This is a genomic window from Alistipes sp. UBA1686 (assembly GCF_002320215.1).
In the GTDB taxonomy this organism is placed as follows: Bacteria; Bacteroidota; Bacteroidia; order Bacteroidales; family Rikenellaceae; genus Alistipes; species Alistipes onderdonkii.
The window spans coordinates 82,992-103,779 of the sequence record NZ_DCKA01000009.1 but is presented as its reverse complement, the minus strand read 5'-3'; the positions used below and the strand labels follow the sequence as shown (position 1 = coordinate 103,779).

Here is a 20,788-nt window from a genome sequence, read left to right as displayed (position 1 = left end):
ATGTTGAAGTGTAATTCTGGTGGGTTACGCTCCCCGAGTTGCTGGGCATCCGATTATCCCGCCAATGCCCCCGTTTACAGGCGCAATTCGCCTCGGGAGCATCCATTTCCAAAGAGTGGACACAGCTCCTGTTCGGCACTTCCAGTCTTTAGACCAAGAAAAGGCATAGAGCTTACACGCCGGTAAGCCCTATACCTGATTCGTCTGAGCAGACTTAAGCAGCAATGCTACTTAAGCTCAACTTCAGCACCAGCCTCCTCGAGCTGAGCCTTGATCGACTCGGCCTCTTCCTTGGAGACACCCTCCTTAACGGCCTTGGGAGCACCGTCGACGAGAGCCTTCGCATCACCCAGCGACAGGCCGGCGATATCCTTAACGACCTTGATAACCTGGAGCTTGGCCTGGCCGGCGGTCTTCAGGATCACGTCGAAAGTCGATTTCTCGGCAACAGCAGCCTCGCCTGCGCCGGCAGCGGGAGCTGCAACGGCAACAGCGGCAGCAGCCGGTTCAATGCCATATTCCTCTTTGAGGATGGTAGCCAATTCGTTTACCTCGGTAACCTTGAGGTTTACCAGTTCTTCAGCAAGTTTCTTTACGTCTGCCATAGTTGTAAGCTTATTAAATTTCGTTTTTAATTCTTGATTGTGATTAGTTGTTTCTCGATTCGAGCGTCTTCACGATGCCCGCGATCTTTTGGCCTGCATTAGCCTGCAATGCAGAAATAACATTCTTCGCCGGGGACTGGAGCAGGGCAATGATATCGCCGATAAGCTCTTCCTTCGACTTGATGTTGCACAGAGCGTCCAACTGATTGTCGCCCACGTAAACGCACCCTTCGGCGAAAGCTGCCTTCAGGACGGGTTTCTCGGACTTCTTGCGGAATTCCTTGATCAGAACCGCAGGAGCCTTTGCTACGTTCGCGAACATAATCGAGGTGGGACCCTCCAATACTTTTACCAGTTCAGCGTCAGCCTTCTCAACCTTCTCGAGCGCCTTGGCCAGCAGTGTGTTCTTCACTACGACCAGTTTGATGTCGCTCTCGTAGCACTTGCGGCGCAGGGCAGCGGTCTGCTCGGCGTTCAGTGCCTCGATGTCGGCGATGTAGAAGTGAGGATAAGCCTGGAGCTGCTCGGCGATGGCGTTAATAACGACCAGTTTTTCTTCCTTTGTCATCTCTTCTCTCCTCCTTCTATTTGGTTTCTACTGATTTGGAATCAATCTGCAAGCCGGGACTCATCGTGGTCGAGAGATAAATACTCTTCACATAAGAACCTTTAGCAGCAGCCGGTTTCAGTTTGAGAATCATGCCCAGCACCTCTTTCGCGTTCTCCACGATCTGGTCTTCCGAGAATGAAACCTTACCTACCGAAGTGTGGATGATACCGAATTTGTCGACCTTGAAGTCGATCTTACCCGATTTCACCTCCTGAACGGCCTTGCCGACTTCCATCGTAACCGTACCGGTCTTGGGGTTCGGCATCAGGCCGCGGGGACCCAGAATACGGCCCAGCGCACCGACCTGACCCATTACGTTCGGCGTACAGATGATCACGTCGACGTCAGTCCAGCCGGACTTGATCTTGTCGACATACTCGTCCAAGCCTACGTAATCGGCGCCGGCAGCCTGTGCTTCGGCCTCCTTTTCGGGAGTACAGAGCACGAGCACCCGCACCTGCTTACCCGTACCGTGGGGCAGCGTCACAACGCCGCGCACCATCTGGTTGGCCTTGCGGGGGTCAACGCCCAGGCGGACGTCGATATCAACGGACGCGTCGAATTTCGTGAACGTAATTTCCTTCAGAAGAGCGGCGGCCTCCGAGAGCTTGTAAGCCTTAGCGGCTTCCACCTTAGCGTAGGCGATCTTTTGATTTTTTGTCAACTTACTCATCTTCGATTACATATTAGGAAATTCACCGACGACGTTGATACCCATACTACGAGCGGTACCAGCAATCATACGCATAGCAGCTTCCAGGGTAAAGCAGTTCATGTCAGGCATTTTGTCCTGAGCAATCTCGCGCACCTGATCCCACGTCACCTGACCGACCTTGTCGCGGTTAGGCTGTGCGGAACCCTTCTGCACCTTGGCTGCTTCCTTGAGCTGAATAGCTACAGGCGGCTGTTTTACAACGAAATCAAACGACTTGTCGCTGTAAACCGTGATGATGACCGGAAGAACTTTTCCTGCCTTGTCCTGGGTACGCGCATTGAACTGCTTGCAGAAGTCCATGATATTGACTCCCTTAGAACCCAATGCGGGACCAACCGGGGGCGAAGGATTGGCGGCACCACCTTTGATCTGCAATTTAATAAATGCAGCAACCTCTTTTGCCATAGTTTTCCTTGGTTAATTATTCTTTTTCTACTTGTGTGAAACCCAACTCCATAGGAGTTTTGCGCCCGAATATCTTCACCGATACCGTGAGTTTCTTGCGCTCGTTGTCGACGGCCTCGATGGTACCCTGGAAGCTTGAGAAAGGGCCATCGGTGACCTTGACGGTCTCGCCGACAAAGAATGGAACTTCGTTTTCCTCCTCCATGGCATTCATCTCGTCGACGCGGCCGAGGATTCGCGCCACCTCCTGCGGACGCAGGGGCGTGGCATTCATCTTGCGGCTGTCCTCCTTGGTATCGCCGAGGAAACCCAGCACATTGGGAGTATTACGAATTATAATCGGAATCTGACCTACGAACGCGGCCTCCACCAACACATAGCCCGGATAAGAAACCTTCTCCTTGGAGACTTTCTTTCCGTTGCGGATGGTATAGACCTTTTCGGTGGGAATCAGTACCTGAGATATGTAATCCTCCAGGTGGTTGTGGCGAATCTCGGCCTCGATATACTCTTTGACCTTGTTCTCCTTACCGCCGATGGCACGGACGACATACCACTGTTTTTTTATCTCGCTCATCGTTTCAGCAACAATTAACGGCCAAAACCACCCAGTACCTTGTAAATCAGAGCCATCAGGTTCTCGAACGACAAGTCCATCGCCAATACGACGACTGCGAAGATGACCGAAGCCACCATCACGACGATCGTAGAGCTCTGGAGCTGCGGGAACGTAGGCCACGTCACCTTGTTTACAAGCTCGTTGTAGGATTCTTTAACGTAATTGAACATATCTTCTTCTTTTACTTTTGGCAGGAGCAGAGAGATTCGAACTCCCATCAACGGTTTTGGAGACCGCTATTCTACCCTTGAACTATGCTCCTAAAAGCGGGAAGCGGTGCGGAACACCGCTTCCCTATGGTTGTGAAAATTATTTCACGATCTTCAGGATCTGACCGGCACCTACCGTACGGCCACCCTCGCGGATTGCGAAACGCAGACCTTCGTTGATAGCTACGGGGTAGATCAGTTTCACGGTGATGGTTACGTGGTCACCCGGCATAACCATGTCAACGCCTGCGGGCAGATGAACCTCACCCGTTACGTCCATCGTACGCAGATAGAACTGGGGACGATAGTTGTTGTGGAACGGCGTGTGGCGGCCACCTTCCTCTTTCTTCAGGATGTAGACCTCAGCCTCAAACTCGGTGTGCGGAGTGATCGAACCCGGTTTGGCAACGACCATACCGCGCTTAACCTCCTTCTTGTCGATACCGCGGAGCAGCAGACCTACGTTGTCGCCGGCCTCACCCTCGTCGAGCAGCTTGCGGAACATCTCGACACCGGTGCAGGTCGAAGTCAGGGTCTTCTCCTCGAGACCTACGATCTCAACGGGATCACCTACGTGGATGATACCGGTCTCGATACGGCCCGTTACGACGGTACCACGGCCGGTGATCGAGAATACGTCCTCGACAGGCATCAGGAACGGCTTCTCGTTCTCACGCTGCGGGATCGGAATATAGGTGTCGACAGCATCCATGAGCTCCATGATCTTGTCCTCCCACTGCGGCTCGCCGTTCAGGCCGCCGAGTGCGGAACCACGGATAACGGGCGCGTTGTCACCGTCGTACTCGTATTTCGAAAGCAGGTCGCGAACCTCCATCTCGACCAGGTCGAGCATTTCGGGGTCGTCAACCATGTCGCACTTGTTCAGGAAAACTACAATACGCGGCACGTTCACCTGACGGGCGAGCAGCACGTGCTCGTTGGTCTGGGGCATCGGACCGTCCGTTGCAGCGACTACCAGGATGGCACCGTCCATCTGGGCGGCACCCGTAACCATGTTCTTCACATAGTCGGCGTGACCCGGGCAGTCCACGTGAGCATAGTGGCGGTTAGCCGTCTGGTACTCAACGTGCGAAGTGTTGATCGTGATACCACGCTCTTTCTCCTCGGGAGCGTTGTCGATGGAGTCGAACGAGCGGAGCTCCGACAGACCTTTCTTTGCCAGAACGGTCGTGATTGCAGCGGTAAGGGTGGTCTTACCGTGGTCAACGTGTCCGATGGTACCGATGTTCACATGCGGTTTCGAACGGTCGAATTTTTCTTTTGCCATAGTATTAAGTATTTAAAGTATTGTTAAAAATTGCTTTAAAGTTTTAAAATTCATTTCGCAGAACAAGCGGGCGACACAAACGTCCCCGCCACGCCAGCTGGGGTCATCCGTATCACACGCGTCTGCGTCTGGAGCGGAAGACGAGGCTCAAACTCGCGACCCTCAGCTTGGAAGGCTGATGCTCTATCAACTGAGCTACTTCCGCAAAAATATACCGTATCAGAGTCAGCCCTCTCCCTCCGCGATGCCCGCAGGCGGGCACCACTGGAAATCTTGCAACTCCAACCGGCACTTTTTTAGTGGGAAGTGATGGATTCGAACCACCGAAGGCGTACGCCAGCAGATTTACAGTCTGCCCCATTTGGCCACTCTGGTAACTTCCCAAATTATCTGCCCCGAACGGACGAATCCCGCATTGCACCGAATCCCCTCTGAGGCTTTCGTCCTGCCGCTGCCCGGGCTGTGCGGAGACCTCTCCCCTTCCTCGCGTCGGCTTTCCGAGCCGATGGAGGGATTCGAACCCCCGACCAGCTGATTACAAATCAGCTGCTCTGGCCAACTGAGCTACATCGGCAAAATCAACCGTTTTGGATTGCAAAAGTAGGCATAAAAAATTTACCAGCCAAATAAATCCCGATAAATTTTCTACTTTTTTACTCTTCTCAAAGAACGTCATTCAGCCGCCGTTATTTCAGGGATGAAATCGGGTGCAAAGATAGGAAAAGTTTTATATTTTACAACAGCTTATCCGAAAAATATCACCCCGGCGGCCGAAGGTTACCACCTTCCCGTCCGGAACGGCTCCGCACCATACCGCGAGCCAGAGCTAAAAGCCACCACACCTATTATATATTAACAATAATATAAATCACGGGAAATTCGTTATCTTTGGCTGGACAAACACAGTATGCCATGAACGCGATCCCCCTGCCCGATGACTTCGGGTTACGCCCGCTCCGTGCGGACGACGCCCCGGACATCTTTACGGCCATAGACACGCAGCGCGAACACCTCGGGCGCTGGCTCCCGTTCGTGGCCGCGACGCACCGCGTGGAACAGACCCGCGAAGTGGTCGCCGCCATGCTGGCCGACCCGGCCAACCCGGTCTTCACGCTGCGCGTCGGGGATGCCTTCGCGGGGCTTATCGGGTTCAAATCGGCGGACAGCACCACCCTCACCATCGAGATCGGCTACTGGCTCCGCTCCGAATATCAGGGAAGGGGACTTATGACCTCAGCCGTGGAAGCACTCTGCCGCACGGCCTTCGGGCAAATGGGCATGGAGAATGTCGAAATCAAATGCTCCGCAGGCAACCTGCGGAGCAACCGGATCCCGCTGCGCCTCGGCTTCAGGCTCGACCGCATCGAAGTACGCGGCGAGCAGCTCGCCGACGGGGAGTTCACCGACCTCAACGTATACCGGCTGCCACGCCCCTGAAACAAAAAAAACCGGGAAGGCGGTTCCTCCCGGTTCCAACTCCCGACAACACCCCCGCGCTGCCGGCACAGCCTCGTCCCAGTCCAGGCCAGGGGCGACATACAGGGACTACCCTTCCTTGATCGAAGCGATCAGCTGGGCAGGCGTCGCCTGCAGGTAATTCTTGCAGAAACGGCTGAACTGCGTATAGTGGCGGAACCCATACTTGTTCATCAGCGCCTTCGTGCTGTCTTCGCCGTCGCGTATGTCCGAGAAAATCTTGAGTGCCTTCTGGCGCATCATCCAATGGTAAACGCTGTCGTTGAAATGCTCGGCAAAACGACGCTTGAACACCGAAAGGCTCATGCCCGCAAGGGCAGCCAGCTCGGCTACGCCCTGTGCCTTGTCGTAGTTATTGCACACGAAGACACGGAAATTGTCCTGCGGCTGAATCATCGACTGGAAGAAATAGGCATGCTCGGTCGGCGTATAAAGCACCTTGATCATCATGAAAAGCTCCGTAGCCTTCATCTTGTGGTAGCGGGAACAACCGCTCATCTCCGGGATCATGAAAAGCCCTTCGAGCAACCGCTCGATCGACGGATGCATCGCCAGTTTGGGCACGTCCTCATTGGGAATGACCGTATCATAGGGCATCACCTTGTCGAAAATGTCCTGTTCGCAGAATTCGATCCTGTGGATCAGCGACAGCACGACAATATTGGCCTCGTCCTGGGCCGTCGCAACGAATCTTTCTCCGCGTGCCAGGCACACATACTGCCTCGAGGTCACCAGGCACATCGTCTCGCCATGCTCTATCATAAGCGCCCCCGACATGACGAAAAGGATACGCACCATACGGTCGGCAGAGAAAGTCACGCCCTCGCCGGGTGTGAGGGTCATCTGTGCAAAACGGCAATAATTCGAATCGCCGATGCGGCGGAACGGCGCAGGAAACGTAGGACAACTACTACAATCCGCAGGACAATTCTCCTTTAATGCCAGCTCCACAAACTGCGGTTTGATCTGATCCATATATTCGATTGATTGTTTAACTGTTCAAAGTTACACAAAAAAATCATAACCAACAAAAAACAAACACTTTCGTCCACCCTTTTTGCATACAAAAGCACCTTGCTGCCGTAAATTTCCACTTCTACACAGAAGGCCGCAAAATTTCCAACATGCAAAAAAAAGTGCGTAAACCTTGCCGGCAAGGCATATCGGCCCGAAATCCCAGTCCCATGTCACAGTAGCCTCAAACGGCCAAATACTGCCTTTCCACACAAAACAGTCCATCCCTCGAAAAGCACCCGCACACCCGGACGGGAAACGATCCGCAACACAGCCGGACGTATAAAAAACGGGGTGCCGCGATAATTGCGGCACCCCACAGGTACTGCACAGCAAACGAATGCCGGCAGCGACGATATTATTTATAACTGATAATCAAAATCTTCGACGACTCCCAAAAACGCACGGGATCAGTAATAAGCAATTTCGTAACTATTTTATCCTTCTCGCCCCCCGTCACCAGTTGATAGGAATCCTCGGGCTGCGCCGTGACGACGGTCACCTTTTTCCGGCCGACGGGGATCTCGGACAGCAGCCGGGAATCGGCCTTCGTAAAACTCTCCAGGTTATTGGTGTTGTTCACCGTCAGCGTACGCCCGATAAAGCCCTGCTTGTCGATGATCTGCGCGTCGCGGAGTTCTTTTTCCACACCGACGATATAGTAGACCGTGTGGAGCTGGTTCTCCAGTTCGACCTTTTCGCTACTCAGGTTTTCCGCCCGGGCATTCTGCTCGGCGACTTGTTCTGTCAGAACCTCCACCTCGACACCCATCTTGTCCAGGCTCTCCCGCAGGCGGGCGATTTCGTCCTTCTTCCCGGCAAGCTGTTTATTCAGGTCTGCGATCATCTTCTCCAGCCCGTCGATACGCAGGTTCGCCTTGCGCAGCTGGGCTGCAGCACGCTGCAACGAGGCGATCTTGTCCTTGTTCTCCTGCAACAGGCGGTCGATCGCCGCGATATCGTTGTTGATCTCCTCGACGGGACGGCGGCCGCCCTCGCTACCACCCGCCACCGAAATCAGGTTTTCACGGGTCTTTATCAGCACCAAGTTTTCGGAGATGGCGTTGATGTCCTCGAAAACGGCATTTATAAGCGAATCCTTGGCACTGACGACCGAAACGAGCGAATCCCGCTGGTCTTCCACCCTGACGACCGTCCCTTTGCTCACGCAGGATGCGAGGGCGAACGCCGCGCCCAGCGCCATGGCTGTAACGTACTTCATAACTTTCTAAGATTTAAGTTATTGTTTGCTTCTCGGGAGGCAAATATAAATATAAAAACGATACCCTGTTCAAAAATCTTCACGACACGCGGGAAATCTGCATTATCGGCAACGTGACACTCCGGCATGAAAGGCTCGAAGACGGTAAAAACAAAGGCCGCACCTTCCGGTACGGCCTTTATCTTGCAGGGAGGGAAGTCTTACTTCGCGCCCTTCTTATCGTAGCGTTTTGCGTAACGGCTCATAAACTTATCGACGCGACCAGCGGTGTCAACCAACTTCATCTTACCAGTGTAGAAAGGGTGCGAGGTGTTGGAAATTTCCATCTTATACACGGGATAGGTTTCGCCGTTCACTTCGATGGTTTCTTTTGTCGAAACGGCGGACCGACACAAAAACACGTGGTCGTTGGACATGTCCTTGAACGCCACTAAACGATAATTCTCCGGATGAATACCCTTTTTCATTTCGCTGTTTTTGTTTTTTAATTGATGCTTAAGCGGGACAAAGGTACTAAATTTATTTCCAACAAACAACATCCCGTCCATATTTTTTTACGGGGATCGACCGGCCGGACACCGCCGCCCGGCCGGAATCGGACACAGGGCACACCATTTTTTTCGCACACAGCGCCCCGAATGGTTGCGCAATCTGAATTGTTTTTTTATCTTTGCAACGCAAAAAGCGCTCATGCGCCGTGCGGGACCCATAGCTCAGTCGGTTAGAGCAGCGGACTCATAATCCGAAGGTCGTGGGATCATGCCCCTCTGGGNNCTCTTGCGATGTTTCGCAACCTCCCGCCTTCATTTAGTCATCCGGTCGCATCACCCTCCGCCGGCGCCGTATCGTCCCTCCCCGGCAAAAATGCCCCGCACAGGGCGGTATCCGGAGCAGGGAGATAGCTACCGCCCGGGCGGCATCGGGCTATCGGTTCTCGTCGTCGGCACGGATTGCCTTGCGGCGGATCTTACCGCTGATGGTCTTCGGAAGTTCGTCCACGAATTCGATGATGCGCGGGTACTTGTAGGGCGCAGTGATCTGCTTCACATGATCCTGCAGTTCCGGATCAACTCCTCCCCGGCCCGCGGCCTGTATTTATCCCCGAGGATGATCGTCGCTTTAACCACCTGCCCCCGGATCTCGTCGGGAACCCCCGTGATGGCACATTCGACGACGGCCGGATGGGTCATCAGGGCGCTCTCCACCNNCTTGCCGCTGATGGTCTTGGGCAGCGACTCCACGAACTCGATCACGCGCGGGTATTTATAAGGAGCCGTGATGCGCTTCACATGGTCCTGCAACTCCCTGACCAGCGCCTCCCCGGCCTGCCCGCGGTAGGCCTCGGCGAGCACGATCGTCGCCTTGACGACCTGGCCGCGGATCTCGTCGGGAACGCCCGTAATGGCGCACTCCACCACCGCCGGGTGGGTCATCAGGGCGCTCTCCACCTCGAAGGGGCCGATCCGGTAGCCCGAACTCTTGATCACGTCGTCGGCACGCCCCACGAACCAGAAATATCCGTCCTCGTCGCGCCATGCCACGTCGCCCGTATAGTACACGCCGTCGTGCCAGACCTCGTGCGTCATCCCGTCGTTCAGGTAATACTCCTTGAAAAGCCCCAGCGGCTTCCCCCGGTCGGTACGGATCACGATCTGCCCCTGTTCGCCGTCCTCGGCCGAACGGCCGTCGGGCGTCAAGAGATCGATATCGTACTGGGGGTTGGGCACGCCCATGCTGCCGGGCTTGGGCTCCATCCACGGAAAGGTGGCGAGGGTCAGCGTCGTTTCGGTCTGCCCGAAACCCTCCATCAGACGGACGCCGGTCAGGCGTTTGAACGTGTCGTAAACGGCACCGTTGAGCGCCTCGCCCGCGGTCGTACAGTACTCCAGCGACGAAAGGTCGTATTTCGAAAGGTCTTCGCGAATCAGGAAACGGTAGATCGTAGGCGGCGCACACAGAGAGGTTATCCGGTACTGCCCGATCTTGCGCAGGATGTCGGCAGGCGTAAATTTCTCGTGGTCGTAAACGAAAATGTTGGCCCCGGCCAGCCATTGCCCGTACAACTTGCCCCAGGCGGCCTTCGCCCATCCGGTGTCGGCAATGGTGAGGTGCAGGCTGCCCTCGTGGAGGTTGTGCCAGAAGCACCCCGTGCTGATATGCCCCAGCGGATAGGTGAAATCGTGGGCGACCATCTTCGGTTCGCCCGTCGTGCCGGAGGTGAAATACATCAGCATGATGTCGTCGTTGGTGTTCACATGCTGCGGCCGCACGAAAGGCGCTGCATGGCGGATGCCCTCGTGGAAATCGAGGAACCCTTCGGGAACCTCGGGGCCGACGCTTATCAGCAGCTTCGTGGTAGGGCTTTCCGGCATGGCCGCGGCAATATGGCCGGTTATCACCGGCTCGCCCGCGGCGACGATCGCCTTGACACCCGCCATGTTGCACCTGTAAACGACATCCTTCCTGGTCAGCAGGTGGGTCGCCGGGATGGCCACGGCTCCCAGTTTGTGCAAGGCAAGGATCGAAAACCAAAATTCATAGCGGCGCTTGAGGATCAGCATCACCATGTCCCCCCGGCCGATGCCGAGGCTCTGGAAATAGGAGGCCGTGCGGTCGGTTTCACGCTTCATGTCGGCAAAGGTGAACTGGATCTCGCCGCCCCGGTCATCCGTCCACAGCAGCGCCTTCTTGTCGGGTTCCTCCGCCGCATAGGCATCCACCACGTCATAGGCAAAATTGAAATCCGCGGGGACGCGGATGCGGAAATTCCTTATGTAGTCTTCCTGGGAAGTAAATACCGTCCGGGATAAAAATTTCTCCACCATACGCCTACATTATTATCGCCAGGAAACGTACCGGCTTGCCGTCGAGCGCCTTCATGCCGTGCGGCAGGCCGGAATCGAAATAAAGGCTGTCGCCCACGCCGAGCACCAGCTCCTTGCCGCTGACCGAGATCAGCAGGCGCCCTTCCAGCACGTAGTTCATCTCCTGCCCCGTGTGGCAGTTCAGGTGCATCGGGGCATCGGCGGCCGAAGGCTCCACCGTCACGATGAAGGGGTCGGCCCTGCGGTCGCGGAAACCCGAGGCCAGCGCCTCGTACTTATAGGCCGTACGCCGTTCGACCGATACACCCGTGCCGGCACGGGTGATGAAATAGGAGTTCATCTTGGGCTCCTCGCCGAACATCAGCACATCCAGGCTGATCCCGTAGCGGCGGGCTATGGTTTGCAGCACATTGACCGAAATATCGGCATCGCCGCTCTCCATATCCCTGTACTCGTCGACCGACAGACGGCAACTGTCCGCCACTTCCTGCTCCGAAAGTTCGAGCACCTCGCGCAATCCGCGCAAACGGGTTGCGATCGATTTAATCGGATCACACATCATTCTATAATTTAAATTATCGGATAGGTTCGGCATTTGCGAAATTCCACCGCGTAAAGTTACGATCCGTAATCGAATCGCCCCACAGCCAGCTTCCCATGCCGGAAATTATCACCTAACAACCTGGGCGTAAAGATAGTAAATATTATTAAAAACTACAACCATCCCCCTTTTCTTTCATTGTCCGCCGGAAAAACGCCCCGTCCCGGCGAAATCCGCAGGCGGCGGTGATATAGCGCAGGCACGGCAGCACCAGAAGCACCAACGGCACCGGCGGCACGGGAAACACCGGCGGCACAACGGCTTACGGGGAATGCGGGCATCTTGCGGGAAGTCTGCGGGAATAATGCAGGAACCTTGCGGGGACTCTGCGGAGCGCCCTGACGGCATCGCAGCGGCAAAACAAAAGGAAGGCCGTACCTGCACAGTACGGCCCCCTTTTCCAAACCGGATCGCCTATCGCACGCTGAAGCGGTAGATACCCGACCCAACGCCGAATACGCGGTACCCGTCCTCCGTACCGAGGCTTTCGACATCCTTGCACTGCGCGACTTCGAGCCCGCTTTCGCAAACCCGGCTGCCGGCAGGGGCGGGGACGTATATCCGCGCCGTTGTGTTGGCCGGCACCTCGACCAACAGGTCGAAACCGCCCTGTTCGGTCGTCCACTCGCTGCGGATCAGTCCATAGGGCGAGCGGAACGAGGCCTCGGCGCTGCGCAGGTCTCCCACGATCTCGGGCCTGACGATGAATTTCTTATAGGCCTGCACCGAATCGTCGCGGCGGATGCCGCCCACATAGGTATAAAACCATTCGAGCAGGTGTCCCAGCATCAGATGGTTATGCGACTTGCGGGGCAGTGCCTGCCATGATTCGGGCAGCGCCGTGGCGCCTTGGGCGAGCATATAACCGTAGCCGTATACGTCGTATCGCGAGTTCATGTCGAAGATCACCTGCGAATTCCCGCTCTGCTCCAGCGCCCGCAGCACGTAGTTGTATCCCACGTCGCCCGCCGTCAGCGCATTGCCGCGGCTGCGGATGTCCTGCACCAGGTTCGCCAGCACGGCATCGCGGTTCTGCGGCTCGCAAATGCCTGAGTAGAGCGCCAGCGCATTGCCGGCCTGGCTGTTCTTGTCATAACTCCCAGTCTGGGGATGATAGTATTTTTCGTTGTAGGCCTTGCGGATATCCTGTGCCAGCTTCCCGTATTTCGCGGCATCCTCCTTGCGCCCCATCTTCTCGGCCGCCTTGCGGATCGTCTCGGCGTCCATATAATAGATCGGTGTCGCCGTTCCGGCCAGGGAGGTGAGCTGCGCTCGGCCGGGGTATTTGGGCCCCAGGTCGCACCAGTCGCCGAGCCCGTGGGAAAGGATATGCCCGTCGGCCTTCGTGCCGAGGTAATCCACATAGCGCTTCATCGCCTCGTAATGCCGTTCGACCAACCGGAAATCACCGTAGTACTCGTAGACCAGCCACGGCGCCAGCACGAACGCACTGCCCCACTCGGGCGAATCGCGGAATCCGTCGAGGAAAGTGACATATTCGGGGCAGATATCGGGAATAAGCCCCTCGGGCGTCTGCGCGAGCTCCATGTCGGTCAGCATCTTGTCGTAGAGGGTATACACGTCGAACTTCGATTGCAGCGACCCGAACATCAGGTGCAGCTGCTCGATCCACGGCAGCTTCTCGCGGTGGGGGCAGTCGGTGAAATAGCTCACCATATTGCCCTTGATACCCCACGCGATAAGCTCCTCGGTCTTGTTGAGCAGGTCGTTCGAACAGTGGAACGTCCCGGCCATCCGGGTGGCGTTGCGCGTATGCAGGCCACGAAGGGTAACGATCTCGGGCAGCCCCTCGGGATTCTCCTCCCCGGCCGGGACGGCATTGCTCACCAGCACGTAACGCTGTCCGAAATAGGTGAACTGGGGGCGCCACGTCTCCATCTCGTCGCCGCGCAGGGTGTAGGTCAACCTGTATTCACCGCGGTAGCCGCCGCATTCGGTAATCGAGTCGCACTCGAAATTGAACAGCTCGGTGGTGTTGAGCTGCACGCTCTGCCCGCGTTTGCCGCGGACTTCCAGCTGCACCGTCCCCGAGAAGTTCTGGCCCATGTCGTAGAGCCATTTGCCGTGGCGGGTCTTGCGGATCGAGACCACGGGGAACTCCTCCATCACCCGCACGGGTTCGGCGACGGGGGAAACCAACTTCCCGCGCTGGGTCGTCACCAGCGGCTCGGCCCAGGCCGAAGCGTCGTAGCCGGGCAGCATCCATCCTGTCCGCTCGCGCGTCGCATCGTAATCCTCGCCGCCGAAGATGCTGCTGTACGTCACGGGGCTTTCGGTTACACGCCAGGCGCGGTCGCTGACAATCGTTTCGTGCGTCCCGTCGGCATACTCGATCTCGGCCTTGAAGATCATCTTGGGATAACCGAAGCTGATGAGCGCCTTGAAATAGCGTTCGCGCGGCACATTGTAGAGGCCGTTGCCGAGCATCACCCCGAACACGTTGCCTCCCGGCTGCAATTCTTCGCTGATGTCGAACGTCTGGTAGCACACCTGCCTGTCGTAGTCGCTCCACGCCGGGTCGAGGAAATTGTCGCCCACCTTCGCCCCGTTCAGAAACAGCTCGAACTGTCCCAGGCCGCAGACATAGACCGTCGCCCGCTCGACGGGCTTGGTAACCTTCACTTCACGGCGGAACTGCGGCAGCCGGTTGAGCGCCGTTTTCCTGTCGCCGATCTTTATTTTGTTGAACTCCTGTCCGGGCACCACGCGCAGGCTGTCGGGCAGCTCCTCGAAGGCGATCCACCGGGCTCCGTCCCAATCGCTGCCGCCGAGCAGGCCGACCGCGAACGACCGGATTTCGCTCCACGGCGAATAATTCCCCGCAGCATCGCTCACCCGCACGCGCCAGTAATAGCGCTGCCCCGGCTTCAGCATCCGCCCGGCATAGCGCACATGCAGTGAAACATCGGATTTGCGTTGTTCGTCCCACAAAAGCTTCCGGCCCCTGGCCAGGTCGGCGGGGTCGGACGCCACCTGAATCTGATACCCGGCCTGCAGGAATCCGCGGCCGACGGAAAGCGTCTGCCAACTGAATTGCGGCGTCAGCGTATTGATCGCCAACGGGTTGTCCCGGTATTCACACCTCAGTTCCGCCACACGAAACTCATCTGCGGCAATGCCCCACAGGCAGCTTAGCAGCAATGGGAACAATAGTAATAGTTTTTTCATAATCATTAAGATTTGGTTTCGTTTCAGGTTGTTTTTAATTTCCTTTGAAGCCAAAAATAATGTTTTTATTTTACTTTTACACGCTCTTGCAAAAAATACGAATCCAAAAAGTCATTTTTCGAATATAAAAAATCATATTTCGAACTTTTCCGGCAAAGGTACTATCCCCGCACAGGCTGCCTACCTGCCGCCAAAGCCCGGCAAACAACCGAATATCAGGCAGGCAGCGCACAATACCCAAGCTACCGGACAGCCGGGCATGCAGCGTGCAAAAATGAAAAACCCGCCCTTCGGGCAGGCCGGAAATCGCACAAAATCATCTTACCCGGCTGTACTGGCCGACCGGACAGGCAACCGAACATAGGGAGTCCGGCGTTGGCCGTGCAAAAAACAATGAAAATATGCAGGATGCGGGTGTTGCGGCATCAAATTGAGGTTTTTGGACTGCGAATCGGGGGAGATTCGGCCGTTACGCCCCGCCCGGCAAAAAATTCTTACGGCTTTTTCAACCGCTCCCGCTCCGAATGTCCCGATTTTTTTCCTACCTTTGTCACAAACAAATCTATCAACACATTTTACATCGATACCATGGAATTCGAAGGAACCGTTTACAAAATAATGCCCGTGACGAAAGGCACCTCCGCACGCGGCGACTGGCAGCGCCAGGACGTAGTGTTCGAGATGAACGAAGGCTCGTTCGCACGCAAAATCTGCGTGACGTTCTTCAACAAGCCCGAAGACGTCGCCCGGCTGAAAGAGGGTGCCGCCTACACCGTCTCGGTCAACATCGAGTCGCGCGAATACAACGGCCGCTGGTACACCGACATCCGCGCATGGCGCATCCAACCCAAGCAGGCCGAATCCGCCGCCCCGATGCCCGACATGCCGCCCATTCCCGAAGAGCCCTCATACGCCTCTTCCCCGGCAGAAGTGGACGACCTGCCGTTCTAAAACGGGCAGACACCATACACAGCGGCGGCCGGAGCGATTTCCGGCCGCCGTTGCTTTATACGCATAAACATGGAAAAACCTACCGACACCGCCATACGCCCCCTGCACGAAACGGAACTGCCGGCAGCATCCGCCCTCGCTGGGCGCGTCTTCGCCGAGTTCGAAGCCCCGGAATACAGCCCCGAGGGCATCGGCACATTCCTCCGCTTTGTCGCACCGGAAGCCCTCGCGGCACAGCACCGCAACGGGTCGATGCAATCGTGGGGCGCTTTCCGGCGGGGAAGGCTCGTCGGGATCATCGCCCTGACGCGACGCAGCCACCTGTGCCTGCTTTTCGTGGAGAAAGCCTGCCATCGGCAGGGCATCGCCCGGACCCTGTTCTCAACACTGCGCGACCACTGCCGCACGGCACCGGACACGCCCCGGATCACGGTAAACTCCTCGCCCTATGCCGTCGGAGCCTACCGCAGGCTGGGATTCCGCGCGACCGGCGACGAACGCACCGTCGACGGCATCCGGTTCACACCGATGGAATACCTATTTATATAAAAAAGAAGCGGGCTCCGCTCGGAGCCCGCTTCCAAATATCTTCCGGAAATGCATCCCGCTTATTTTGCAGGTGCCGGTGCAGGAGCCGTCGCGGTCGAATCGGCCGGTGCGGGCTCCTCGTAAGGGATTACTTCGATCACTTCCACATCGAACTGGAGCGCCTCGTTGGGGCCGATGTCACGGCCTGCACCACGCGTACCGTAAGCCAGGTCGCTCGGAATCCAGAGCGTGATCTTACCGCCCTCGCCCACGAGCTGGAGACCTTCCGTCCAACCCTTGATGACACGGTTCAGCGGGAACTTGGCGGGTTCGTCAGCCTCCTTGGGAGCGCCCTTTTCATCGAACGAATCGGGGCTCTGCTTGCGCATCATCTCCTGCTGCTCTTTCGAGCGGTTCTTGAAGATCGAGGTGTCGAACACCTTGCCTTCACGCGTATATCCGGTATAGTGTACCCGAACCACATCGCGGGGATCCTTCGCCATCTTGGCAGCGTCGCCCTCCTTGGTAACCTTGTAGAGCAGGCCCGACTCGGTCTTCTTGACGCCCGACTTCTTCTCGGTCTTCTCCAGCCATGCCTTCGATGCGGCGGCATTCTCGGCAGGGCGCTTCACCATGAAATAATATTGCAGGTACTGGTTTACCTCGTCCTCGGTCATCTTGGCCTTGCCGTCACGTACGTCCTGCATGGCCTGACCGATCCAAACCAGCTGTATGGGCATACCGCTCTGGCTGATGTTGTAACCGATGTCGTTACCGAAAGCATACGAAATCTCGGCGCGCTCCTCCTCGTTCTCGAACATGGCAGGGTCGGCCGTGGGATATTCGACCTTCGTGCTGTCGCCTCCGGCCAGACGGATGCTGTCCTGCTCGGCACGTTTGGCGGCGATTGCCTGGGCGCGCTCGCCGCGCTTGGTCATGAAGTACTCGCGCAGCATTTCGAGCGATTTGTCGTGCTCCTGCGTAGCCTTACCCATCGCACTTTCCTTGATACCCTTGTCGATGGCCTTGAAATCGAAGGGGATGTCCCTCATTTCAAAATTTATACCGTTACCAATGTTCGCACCCAGCACATACGACAGCGAGTCGAATTCGGAAAGGCTGCCCATACGGACACCGCCGCCCTTGTCTCCGCAGGCGGTCAGGATTGCGGCACCCGCAAGCGCCGCGGCAAAAAGAATCTTTTTCATCGTTTTTTGAATATGTTTAGTCTAATCGTTTGAGCCTGTTCGGGGTTCACCCGCGCAAAGTTATAAAATAATTACGATATCGCCCCAAATTACCGGCGTAAATTATTGCGCCGCGACCAATTCGTATATTTGTCGAGATCGACAAGCTCGATTTCGTAATAAAGCGTGGCATTGGGCCGGATCCCGAGCTCTTTGTCCCCCGCAGAGCCATAGGCAACCGCAGAAGGCATCCATGCATTGATCTTCCCGCCCTTGCCGATCAGCTTCACGCTCTCCTTCATCCCTTTGTTCAGGCTGCCGAGCGACGTGCGCAGCGTGTCGCGGCGCTCGTAGGAGGAGTAGACGTCGGCCCCGTCGGCCGTGCGGATGATGTAGCGCAGAGCAACGCTGTCCCGGTCGGAAACCGGAATCTGCTCCTGATCGCCCAGCACCTCCACGGCGTAGGTCACGCCCGACGGCGTGCGGGCATAGCTGCGGTTCGATTTGGCGAAGTCCGCGAGGAACTGCTCCTCGTAGGCACGCGCCTTTTCGGGCAGCACATAGTTCATGTAACGCAGGTAATAGACCTCGGCATCGTCCGCCGAGAGTTTCGCCCCGGCACGGAACACGTCGCGGATACCCTCGCATACGGCATTGACGTTGAGCGTCGAATCCATTTTGAGCAGGTTCATGCCCACGTTCATACCGATGATATAAGCTACCGAATCGGTGTCGGCCTTGAGTTTCACGCCCCCGCCCGACTTCCTGGAGCAGGCTCCGGCCAGCAACGCCATGGCTGTCAGGGCAAAAAATGTTTTACGCATATTATTTATTTCCGTTTCTTCGAAAAAACCAAAATCAGCAGGCTTCCCAGCACGGCCGCGGCCGTCGAGCCCATCAGGATCGCTATCTTGCCCCGGTCGATCAGGTCGGGTTCGGTGTAGGCCAGCGCGTCGACGAACAACGACATCGTGAAGCCGATACCGCCCAGGCAGGCCACGGCCAGCAACAGGCGCCATGTAGCCCCCTCGGGCATCACGGCAAGGCCGGATTTCACGGCACCCCAGCTCGCAAGAAATATGCCCAAAGGCTTACCGACCACGAGCCCGAAGAAAATACCCATCCCGATCGACCCGATCTCGGACGAATAGTGAAAAATATTCAGGTACTCGGGCGAGGTGATCTCGACACCGGCGTTCGCCAGTGCGAAAATCGGCATCACCAGGAACGTGACATAGGGCGCCAGCGAATGCTCCAGGCGGTAGCTCATACCCACCGAGTCGGCCGCCAGCAAACGCATGCGGCGCATGTAGAACCGGTGGTGCTCGTTGGGAAAATCATCGCCCGACGTTCTCGCAGCCAGCATCAACTCCTTCAGGTGGCGCATCTTATGGGCGAAATACTCCTTGCTGTAACGGGGCGTCATCGGGATCAGCATGGCCATCGCCACGCCCGAAATGGCCGAATGCACGCCCGAATAGTAGAACAACCCCCAGATCACCACGGCGGGCACCAGGTAGAAGAACATGCGTTTTTCGCCCATCTCCTTCATGAAGTAGACCGCGAGCATGATGACCAATGCCGCCAGCAGGCAGCTTATCTGCACCTGCCCCCCGTAAAAGAGCGCGATGACCAGGATTGCCCCCAGGTCGTCGGCGATGGCCAGTGCCGTGAGGAATATTTTGAGCGAAACCGGCACGCGGTCGCCCAGCATCGAAAGGATGCCGATGGCAAAGGCGATGTCCGTGGCCGTGGGTATACCCCATCCGTTGGCCGCTATGGTGCCGTGGTTGAAGAACAGGAAAATGATCGCAGGGGCGAGCATGCCGCCTGCGGCCGCCAATACAGGCAGGATGGCCTGGCGTGCCGACGAAAGCTGCCCGCAAACGATCTCCCGCTTTATTTCGAGTCCGACGGCGAAAAAGAAAATCACCATCAGGCCGTCGTTAATCAGCTTCTCGACGGTCATTCCGCGCGGGAAAACCCAGTCGATCAGCCCGTCGGGGCTGTGCACCATCAGCGAAAGATCCGTTTCGAGCAGATGGCGGTAATAGAGCGAAGTCCCGGGCAGGTTGGCCAGCAGCATGGCTACGATCACACAACCGAGCAGTACGACGCCTCCCGCCCAGGGGGCTTCCAGAAAATTGCGGCCGCGTATACCGATCATATGACGCTCACGTACCCAGCGGTACATTGAAAATAGTCGCATTTACTGTCCGTTTGATTTTAATGTCAAATTACACAATTTCCAGAGCATGCGCGCCCCGGTGATGGCATCCACCTTCGCTTCGGGCGCCGGAGCGACCTCCACGACGTCGAACCCGATAATGCGGCGCCCCGAACGCACGAGCGTATCGAGCAGCCACACGGCCTGATTGAACGTAAGCCCCCCGCAGACGGGCGTACCCGTATGGGGACAGTTCTCAAAAGTGAGGCCGTCGATGTCGAAGCTCACGTAAACCTCCTGCGGCAGCGCATCCACGATTCGCCGGCACAGCGCGTCCCAGGTCTCGCCGCGGAACATCGCGGCGGCGAGCGACAGGTCGTCGAAGGTGGCAACACGGGCGGAAGAAGCGGCCAGGGCGGCTTCCGTCCCGCTGAAATCGCGCACTGCGACCTGGGCGATTTTTTTCACCGAAGGCACGTCGCGCAGGACGTTGAACATGATCGAAGCATGCGAGAACTCGAAGCCTTCGTAAGCATCGCGCAGGTCGCAGTGGGCGTCGATATGCAGGATGCCGAACTCCCCGTGGCGGTCACCCAGGGCACGGATCAGTCCGTAGGGCGTCGAATGGTCGCCCCCGACCAGTCCCACGGTCTTCCCTGCGTCGAGCCACCGCGCCGCCTGCGCCCCGATGTTGGCGTTCATGGCGCGGCAGCCTTCGTTGATGCGGCGCACCTTGCGTACCGCATAGTCGTCCTCGGGACTTCCCCCGCCTTCGAGATGGGCAATCACCTTCTCCGCATCGCTGCGCAAGCGTTGCGACTCCTCCAGCAACGCATAGTCCACATCGGCCGTGGCGATACCGCGGCGCCACACGCCGGGAGCCAGCGGCTCATGGAAGTCGAGCTGCGTCGAGGCTTCGATCACGGCATCGGGCGCATGGGCCGTCCCAGCGCCGTACGACACCGTCACGTCCCACGGAGCCGAAACCAGCACCAGTTCGGCCGTTCCCGGCTCGAAAGGAAGCCCGAAATAGGTTCCGTTATCCACACCGACCCCGTCGGGATCGAAGGCGTTTAGTTCCATACGGTTGAATTTCATTCTCCATTTTCCGCGCCCGGCACAGATAGTCTGCTTGCAACCTCTGTCCCCGCTTAATGAAAATGTTCATTTTAAGTGA

General features: G+C 57.0%; 22 protein-coding genes and 4 tRNA genes. 4 read left to right on the top strand and 22 right to left on the bottom strand.

Annotation, left to right across the window (positions count from 1 at the left end; genetic code table 11):
- Positions 1-227 precede the first annotated feature (227 nt).
- The 11 genes from rplL to B3C38_RS02705 form a co-directional block, all read right to left on the bottom strand.
- Positions 228-605 carry a 50S ribosomal protein L7/L12 gene (gene rplL / locus B3C38_RS02755; RefSeq protein WP_018696707.1) on the bottom strand — a complete coding sequence of 126 codons (378 nt, stop codon included), beginning with the start codon at positions 603-605 and terminating at the stop codon, positions 228-230.
- Positions 606-648: 43 nt separating this feature from the next.
- Positions 649-1,173, bottom strand: coding sequence for a 50S ribosomal protein L10 (gene rplJ / locus B3C38_RS02750; protein ID WP_032136138.1), 525 nt, complete (start codon positions 1,171-1,173; stop codon positions 649-651).
- A gap of 16 nt (positions 1,174-1,189) precedes the next feature.
- On the bottom strand, positions 1,190-1,888 hold the full coding sequence (gene rplA / locus B3C38_RS02745; RefSeq protein ID WP_286725126.1) for a 50S ribosomal protein L1: 699 nt from the start codon (positions 1,886-1,888) through the stop codon (positions 1,190-1,192).
- Positions 1,889-1,894: 6 nt separating this feature from the next.
- The gene (gene rplK / locus B3C38_RS02740) at positions 1,895-2,335 is read right to left on the bottom strand and encodes a 50S ribosomal protein L11 (protein WP_009596474.1); all 441 of its coding nucleotides are present in this window, start codon (positions 2,333-2,335) and stop codon (positions 1,895-1,897) included.
- Between the two features lie 16 nt (positions 2,336-2,351).
- Positions 2,352-2,912, bottom strand: a complete 561-nt coding sequence (nusG, locus tag B3C38_RS02735; RefSeq protein ID WP_018696710.1) for a transcription termination/antitermination protein NusG — start codon at positions 2,910-2,912, stop codon at positions 2,352-2,354.
- Positions 2,913-2,926: 14 nt separating this feature from the next.
- The gene (secE, locus tag B3C38_RS02730; RefSeq protein WP_022332076.1) at positions 2,927-3,124 is read right to left on the bottom strand and encodes a preprotein translocase subunit SecE; all 198 of its coding nucleotides are present in this window, start codon (positions 3,122-3,124) and stop codon (positions 2,927-2,929) included.
- Positions 3,125-3,142: 18 nt separating this feature from the next.
- Positions 3,143-3,216: transfer RNA gene (locus tag B3C38_RS02725), tRNA-Trp, on the bottom strand.
- Between the two features lie 47 nt (positions 3,217-3,263).
- Complete coding sequence (gene tuf / locus B3C38_RS02720; protein WP_018696712.1) at positions 3,264-4,451, bottom strand: elongation factor Tu; 1,188 nt, start codon at positions 4,449-4,451, stop codon at positions 3,264-3,266.
- A gap of 129 nt (positions 4,452-4,580) precedes the next feature.
- Positions 4,581-4,656, bottom strand: a tRNA-Gly gene (locus B3C38_RS02715).
- A gap of 95 nt (positions 4,657-4,751) precedes the next feature.
- Positions 4,752-4,834 (bottom strand) — tRNA-Tyr (locus B3C38_RS02710).
- Between the two features lie 117 nt (positions 4,835-4,951).
- Positions 4,952-5,025, bottom strand: a tRNA-Thr gene (locus B3C38_RS02705).
- Between the two features lie 338 nt (positions 5,026-5,363).
- Here B3C38_RS02705 and B3C38_RS02700 point away from each other — a divergent pair.
- The gene (locus B3C38_RS02700) at positions 5,364-5,888 is read left to right on the top strand and encodes a GNAT family N-acetyltransferase (RefSeq protein WP_286725109.1); all 525 of its coding nucleotides are present in this window, start codon (positions 5,364-5,366) and stop codon (positions 5,886-5,888) included.
- A gap of 108 nt (positions 5,889-5,996) precedes the next feature.
- Here the strand turns inward: B3C38_RS02700 and B3C38_RS02695 are convergent, their stop codons facing one another.
- The 7 genes from B3C38_RS02695 to B3C38_RS02665 form a co-directional block, all read right to left on the bottom strand.
- Positions 5,997-6,902 carry a helix-turn-helix domain-containing protein gene (locus tag B3C38_RS02695; protein ID WP_229107452.1) on the bottom strand — a complete coding sequence of 302 codons (906 nt, stop codon included), beginning with the start codon at positions 6,900-6,902 and terminating at the stop codon, positions 5,997-5,999.
- A gap of 397 nt (positions 6,903-7,299) precedes the next feature.
- Positions 7,300-8,163: a hypothetical protein gene (locus tag B3C38_RS02690; protein ID WP_055203935.1), complete on the bottom strand. Its 864-nt coding sequence runs from the start codon at positions 8,161-8,163 to the stop codon at positions 7,300-7,302.
- A 200-nt stretch (positions 8,164-8,363) separates the two neighbouring features.
- Positions 8,364-8,630, bottom strand: a complete 267-nt coding sequence (locus B3C38_RS02685) for a type B 50S ribosomal protein L31 (protein WP_009596455.1) — start codon at positions 8,628-8,630, stop codon at positions 8,364-8,366.
- Positions 8,631-9,087: 457 nt separating this feature from the next.
- Positions 9,088-9,210 carry a hypothetical protein gene (locus tag B3C38_RS02680; protein WP_286725105.1) on the bottom strand — a complete coding sequence of 41 codons (123 nt, stop codon included), beginning with the start codon at positions 9,208-9,210 and terminating at the stop codon, positions 9,088-9,090.
- Positions 9,207-10,988 (bottom strand): AMP-binding protein, encoded by a 1,782-nt coding sequence (locus B3C38_RS02675; protein WP_286725102.1) that lies wholly within the window; start codon positions 10,986-10,988, stop codon positions 9,207-9,209. The genes B3C38_RS02680 and B3C38_RS02675 overlap by 4 nt, the downstream gene beginning before the upstream one ends.
- A 4-nt stretch (positions 10,989-10,992) precedes the next feature.
- Positions 10,993-11,547: a helix-turn-helix domain-containing protein gene (locus B3C38_RS02670; protein ID WP_055204009.1), complete on the bottom strand. Its 555-nt coding sequence runs from the start codon at positions 11,545-11,547 to the stop codon at positions 10,993-10,995.
- A gap of 456 nt (positions 11,548-12,003) precedes the next feature.
- Positions 12,004-14,778 (bottom strand): family 78 glycoside hydrolase catalytic domain, encoded by a 2,775-nt coding sequence (locus B3C38_RS02665; RefSeq protein WP_286725099.1) that lies wholly within the window; start codon positions 14,776-14,778, stop codon positions 12,004-12,006.
- Positions 14,779-14,806: 28 nt separating this feature from the next.
- On the opposite strand from B3C38_RS02665, the gene B3C38_RS02660 reads away from it, so the two are divergent.
- From B3C38_RS02660 to B3C38_RS02650, 3 genes are all read left to right on the top strand, one after another.
- A complete protein-coding gene (locus tag B3C38_RS02660; protein WP_141404893.1) occupies positions 14,807-15,142 on the top strand; it encodes a hypothetical protein in 336 nt (111 codons plus the stop codon).
- A gap of 224 nt (positions 15,143-15,366) precedes the next feature.
- Positions 15,367-15,729 (top strand): DUF3127 domain-containing protein, encoded by a 363-nt coding sequence (locus B3C38_RS02655; RefSeq protein ID WP_022333736.1) that lies wholly within the window; start codon positions 15,367-15,369, stop codon positions 15,727-15,729.
- 69 nt (positions 15,730-15,798) lie between these two features.
- The gene (locus B3C38_RS02650) at positions 15,799-16,278 is read left to right on the top strand and encodes a GNAT family N-acetyltransferase (protein ID WP_022333735.1); all 480 of its coding nucleotides are present in this window, start codon (positions 15,799-15,801) and stop codon (positions 16,276-16,278) included.
- A 59-nt stretch (positions 16,279-16,337) separates the two neighbouring features.
- On the opposite strand, the gene B3C38_RS02645 is transcribed toward B3C38_RS02650, so the two are convergent.
- From B3C38_RS02645 to B3C38_RS02630, 4 genes are all read right to left on the bottom strand, one after another.
- The gene (locus tag B3C38_RS02645) at positions 16,338-17,465 is read right to left on the bottom strand and encodes an FKBP-type peptidyl-prolyl cis-trans isomerase N-terminal domain-containing protein (RefSeq protein ID WP_022333734.1); all 1,128 of its coding nucleotides are present in this window, start codon (positions 17,463-17,465) and stop codon (positions 16,338-16,340) included.
- Between the two features lie 89 nt (positions 17,466-17,554).
- Positions 17,555-18,268, bottom strand: a complete 714-nt coding sequence (locus B3C38_RS02640; protein WP_018696721.1) for an FKBP-type peptidyl-prolyl cis-trans isomerase — start codon at positions 18,266-18,268, stop codon at positions 17,555-17,557.
- Between the two features lie 5 nt (positions 18,269-18,273).
- A complete protein-coding gene (gene nhaA, locus B3C38_RS02635) occupies positions 18,274-19,653 on the bottom strand; it encodes a Na+/H+ antiporter NhaA (protein ID WP_229107451.1) in 1,380 nt (459 codons plus the stop codon).
- Positions 19,654-20,694, bottom strand: a complete 1,041-nt coding sequence (locus tag B3C38_RS02630) for an agmatinase family protein (RefSeq protein WP_055204011.1) — start codon at positions 20,692-20,694, stop codon at positions 19,654-19,656.
- Between the last annotated feature and the right edge of the window lie 94 nt (positions 20,695-20,788).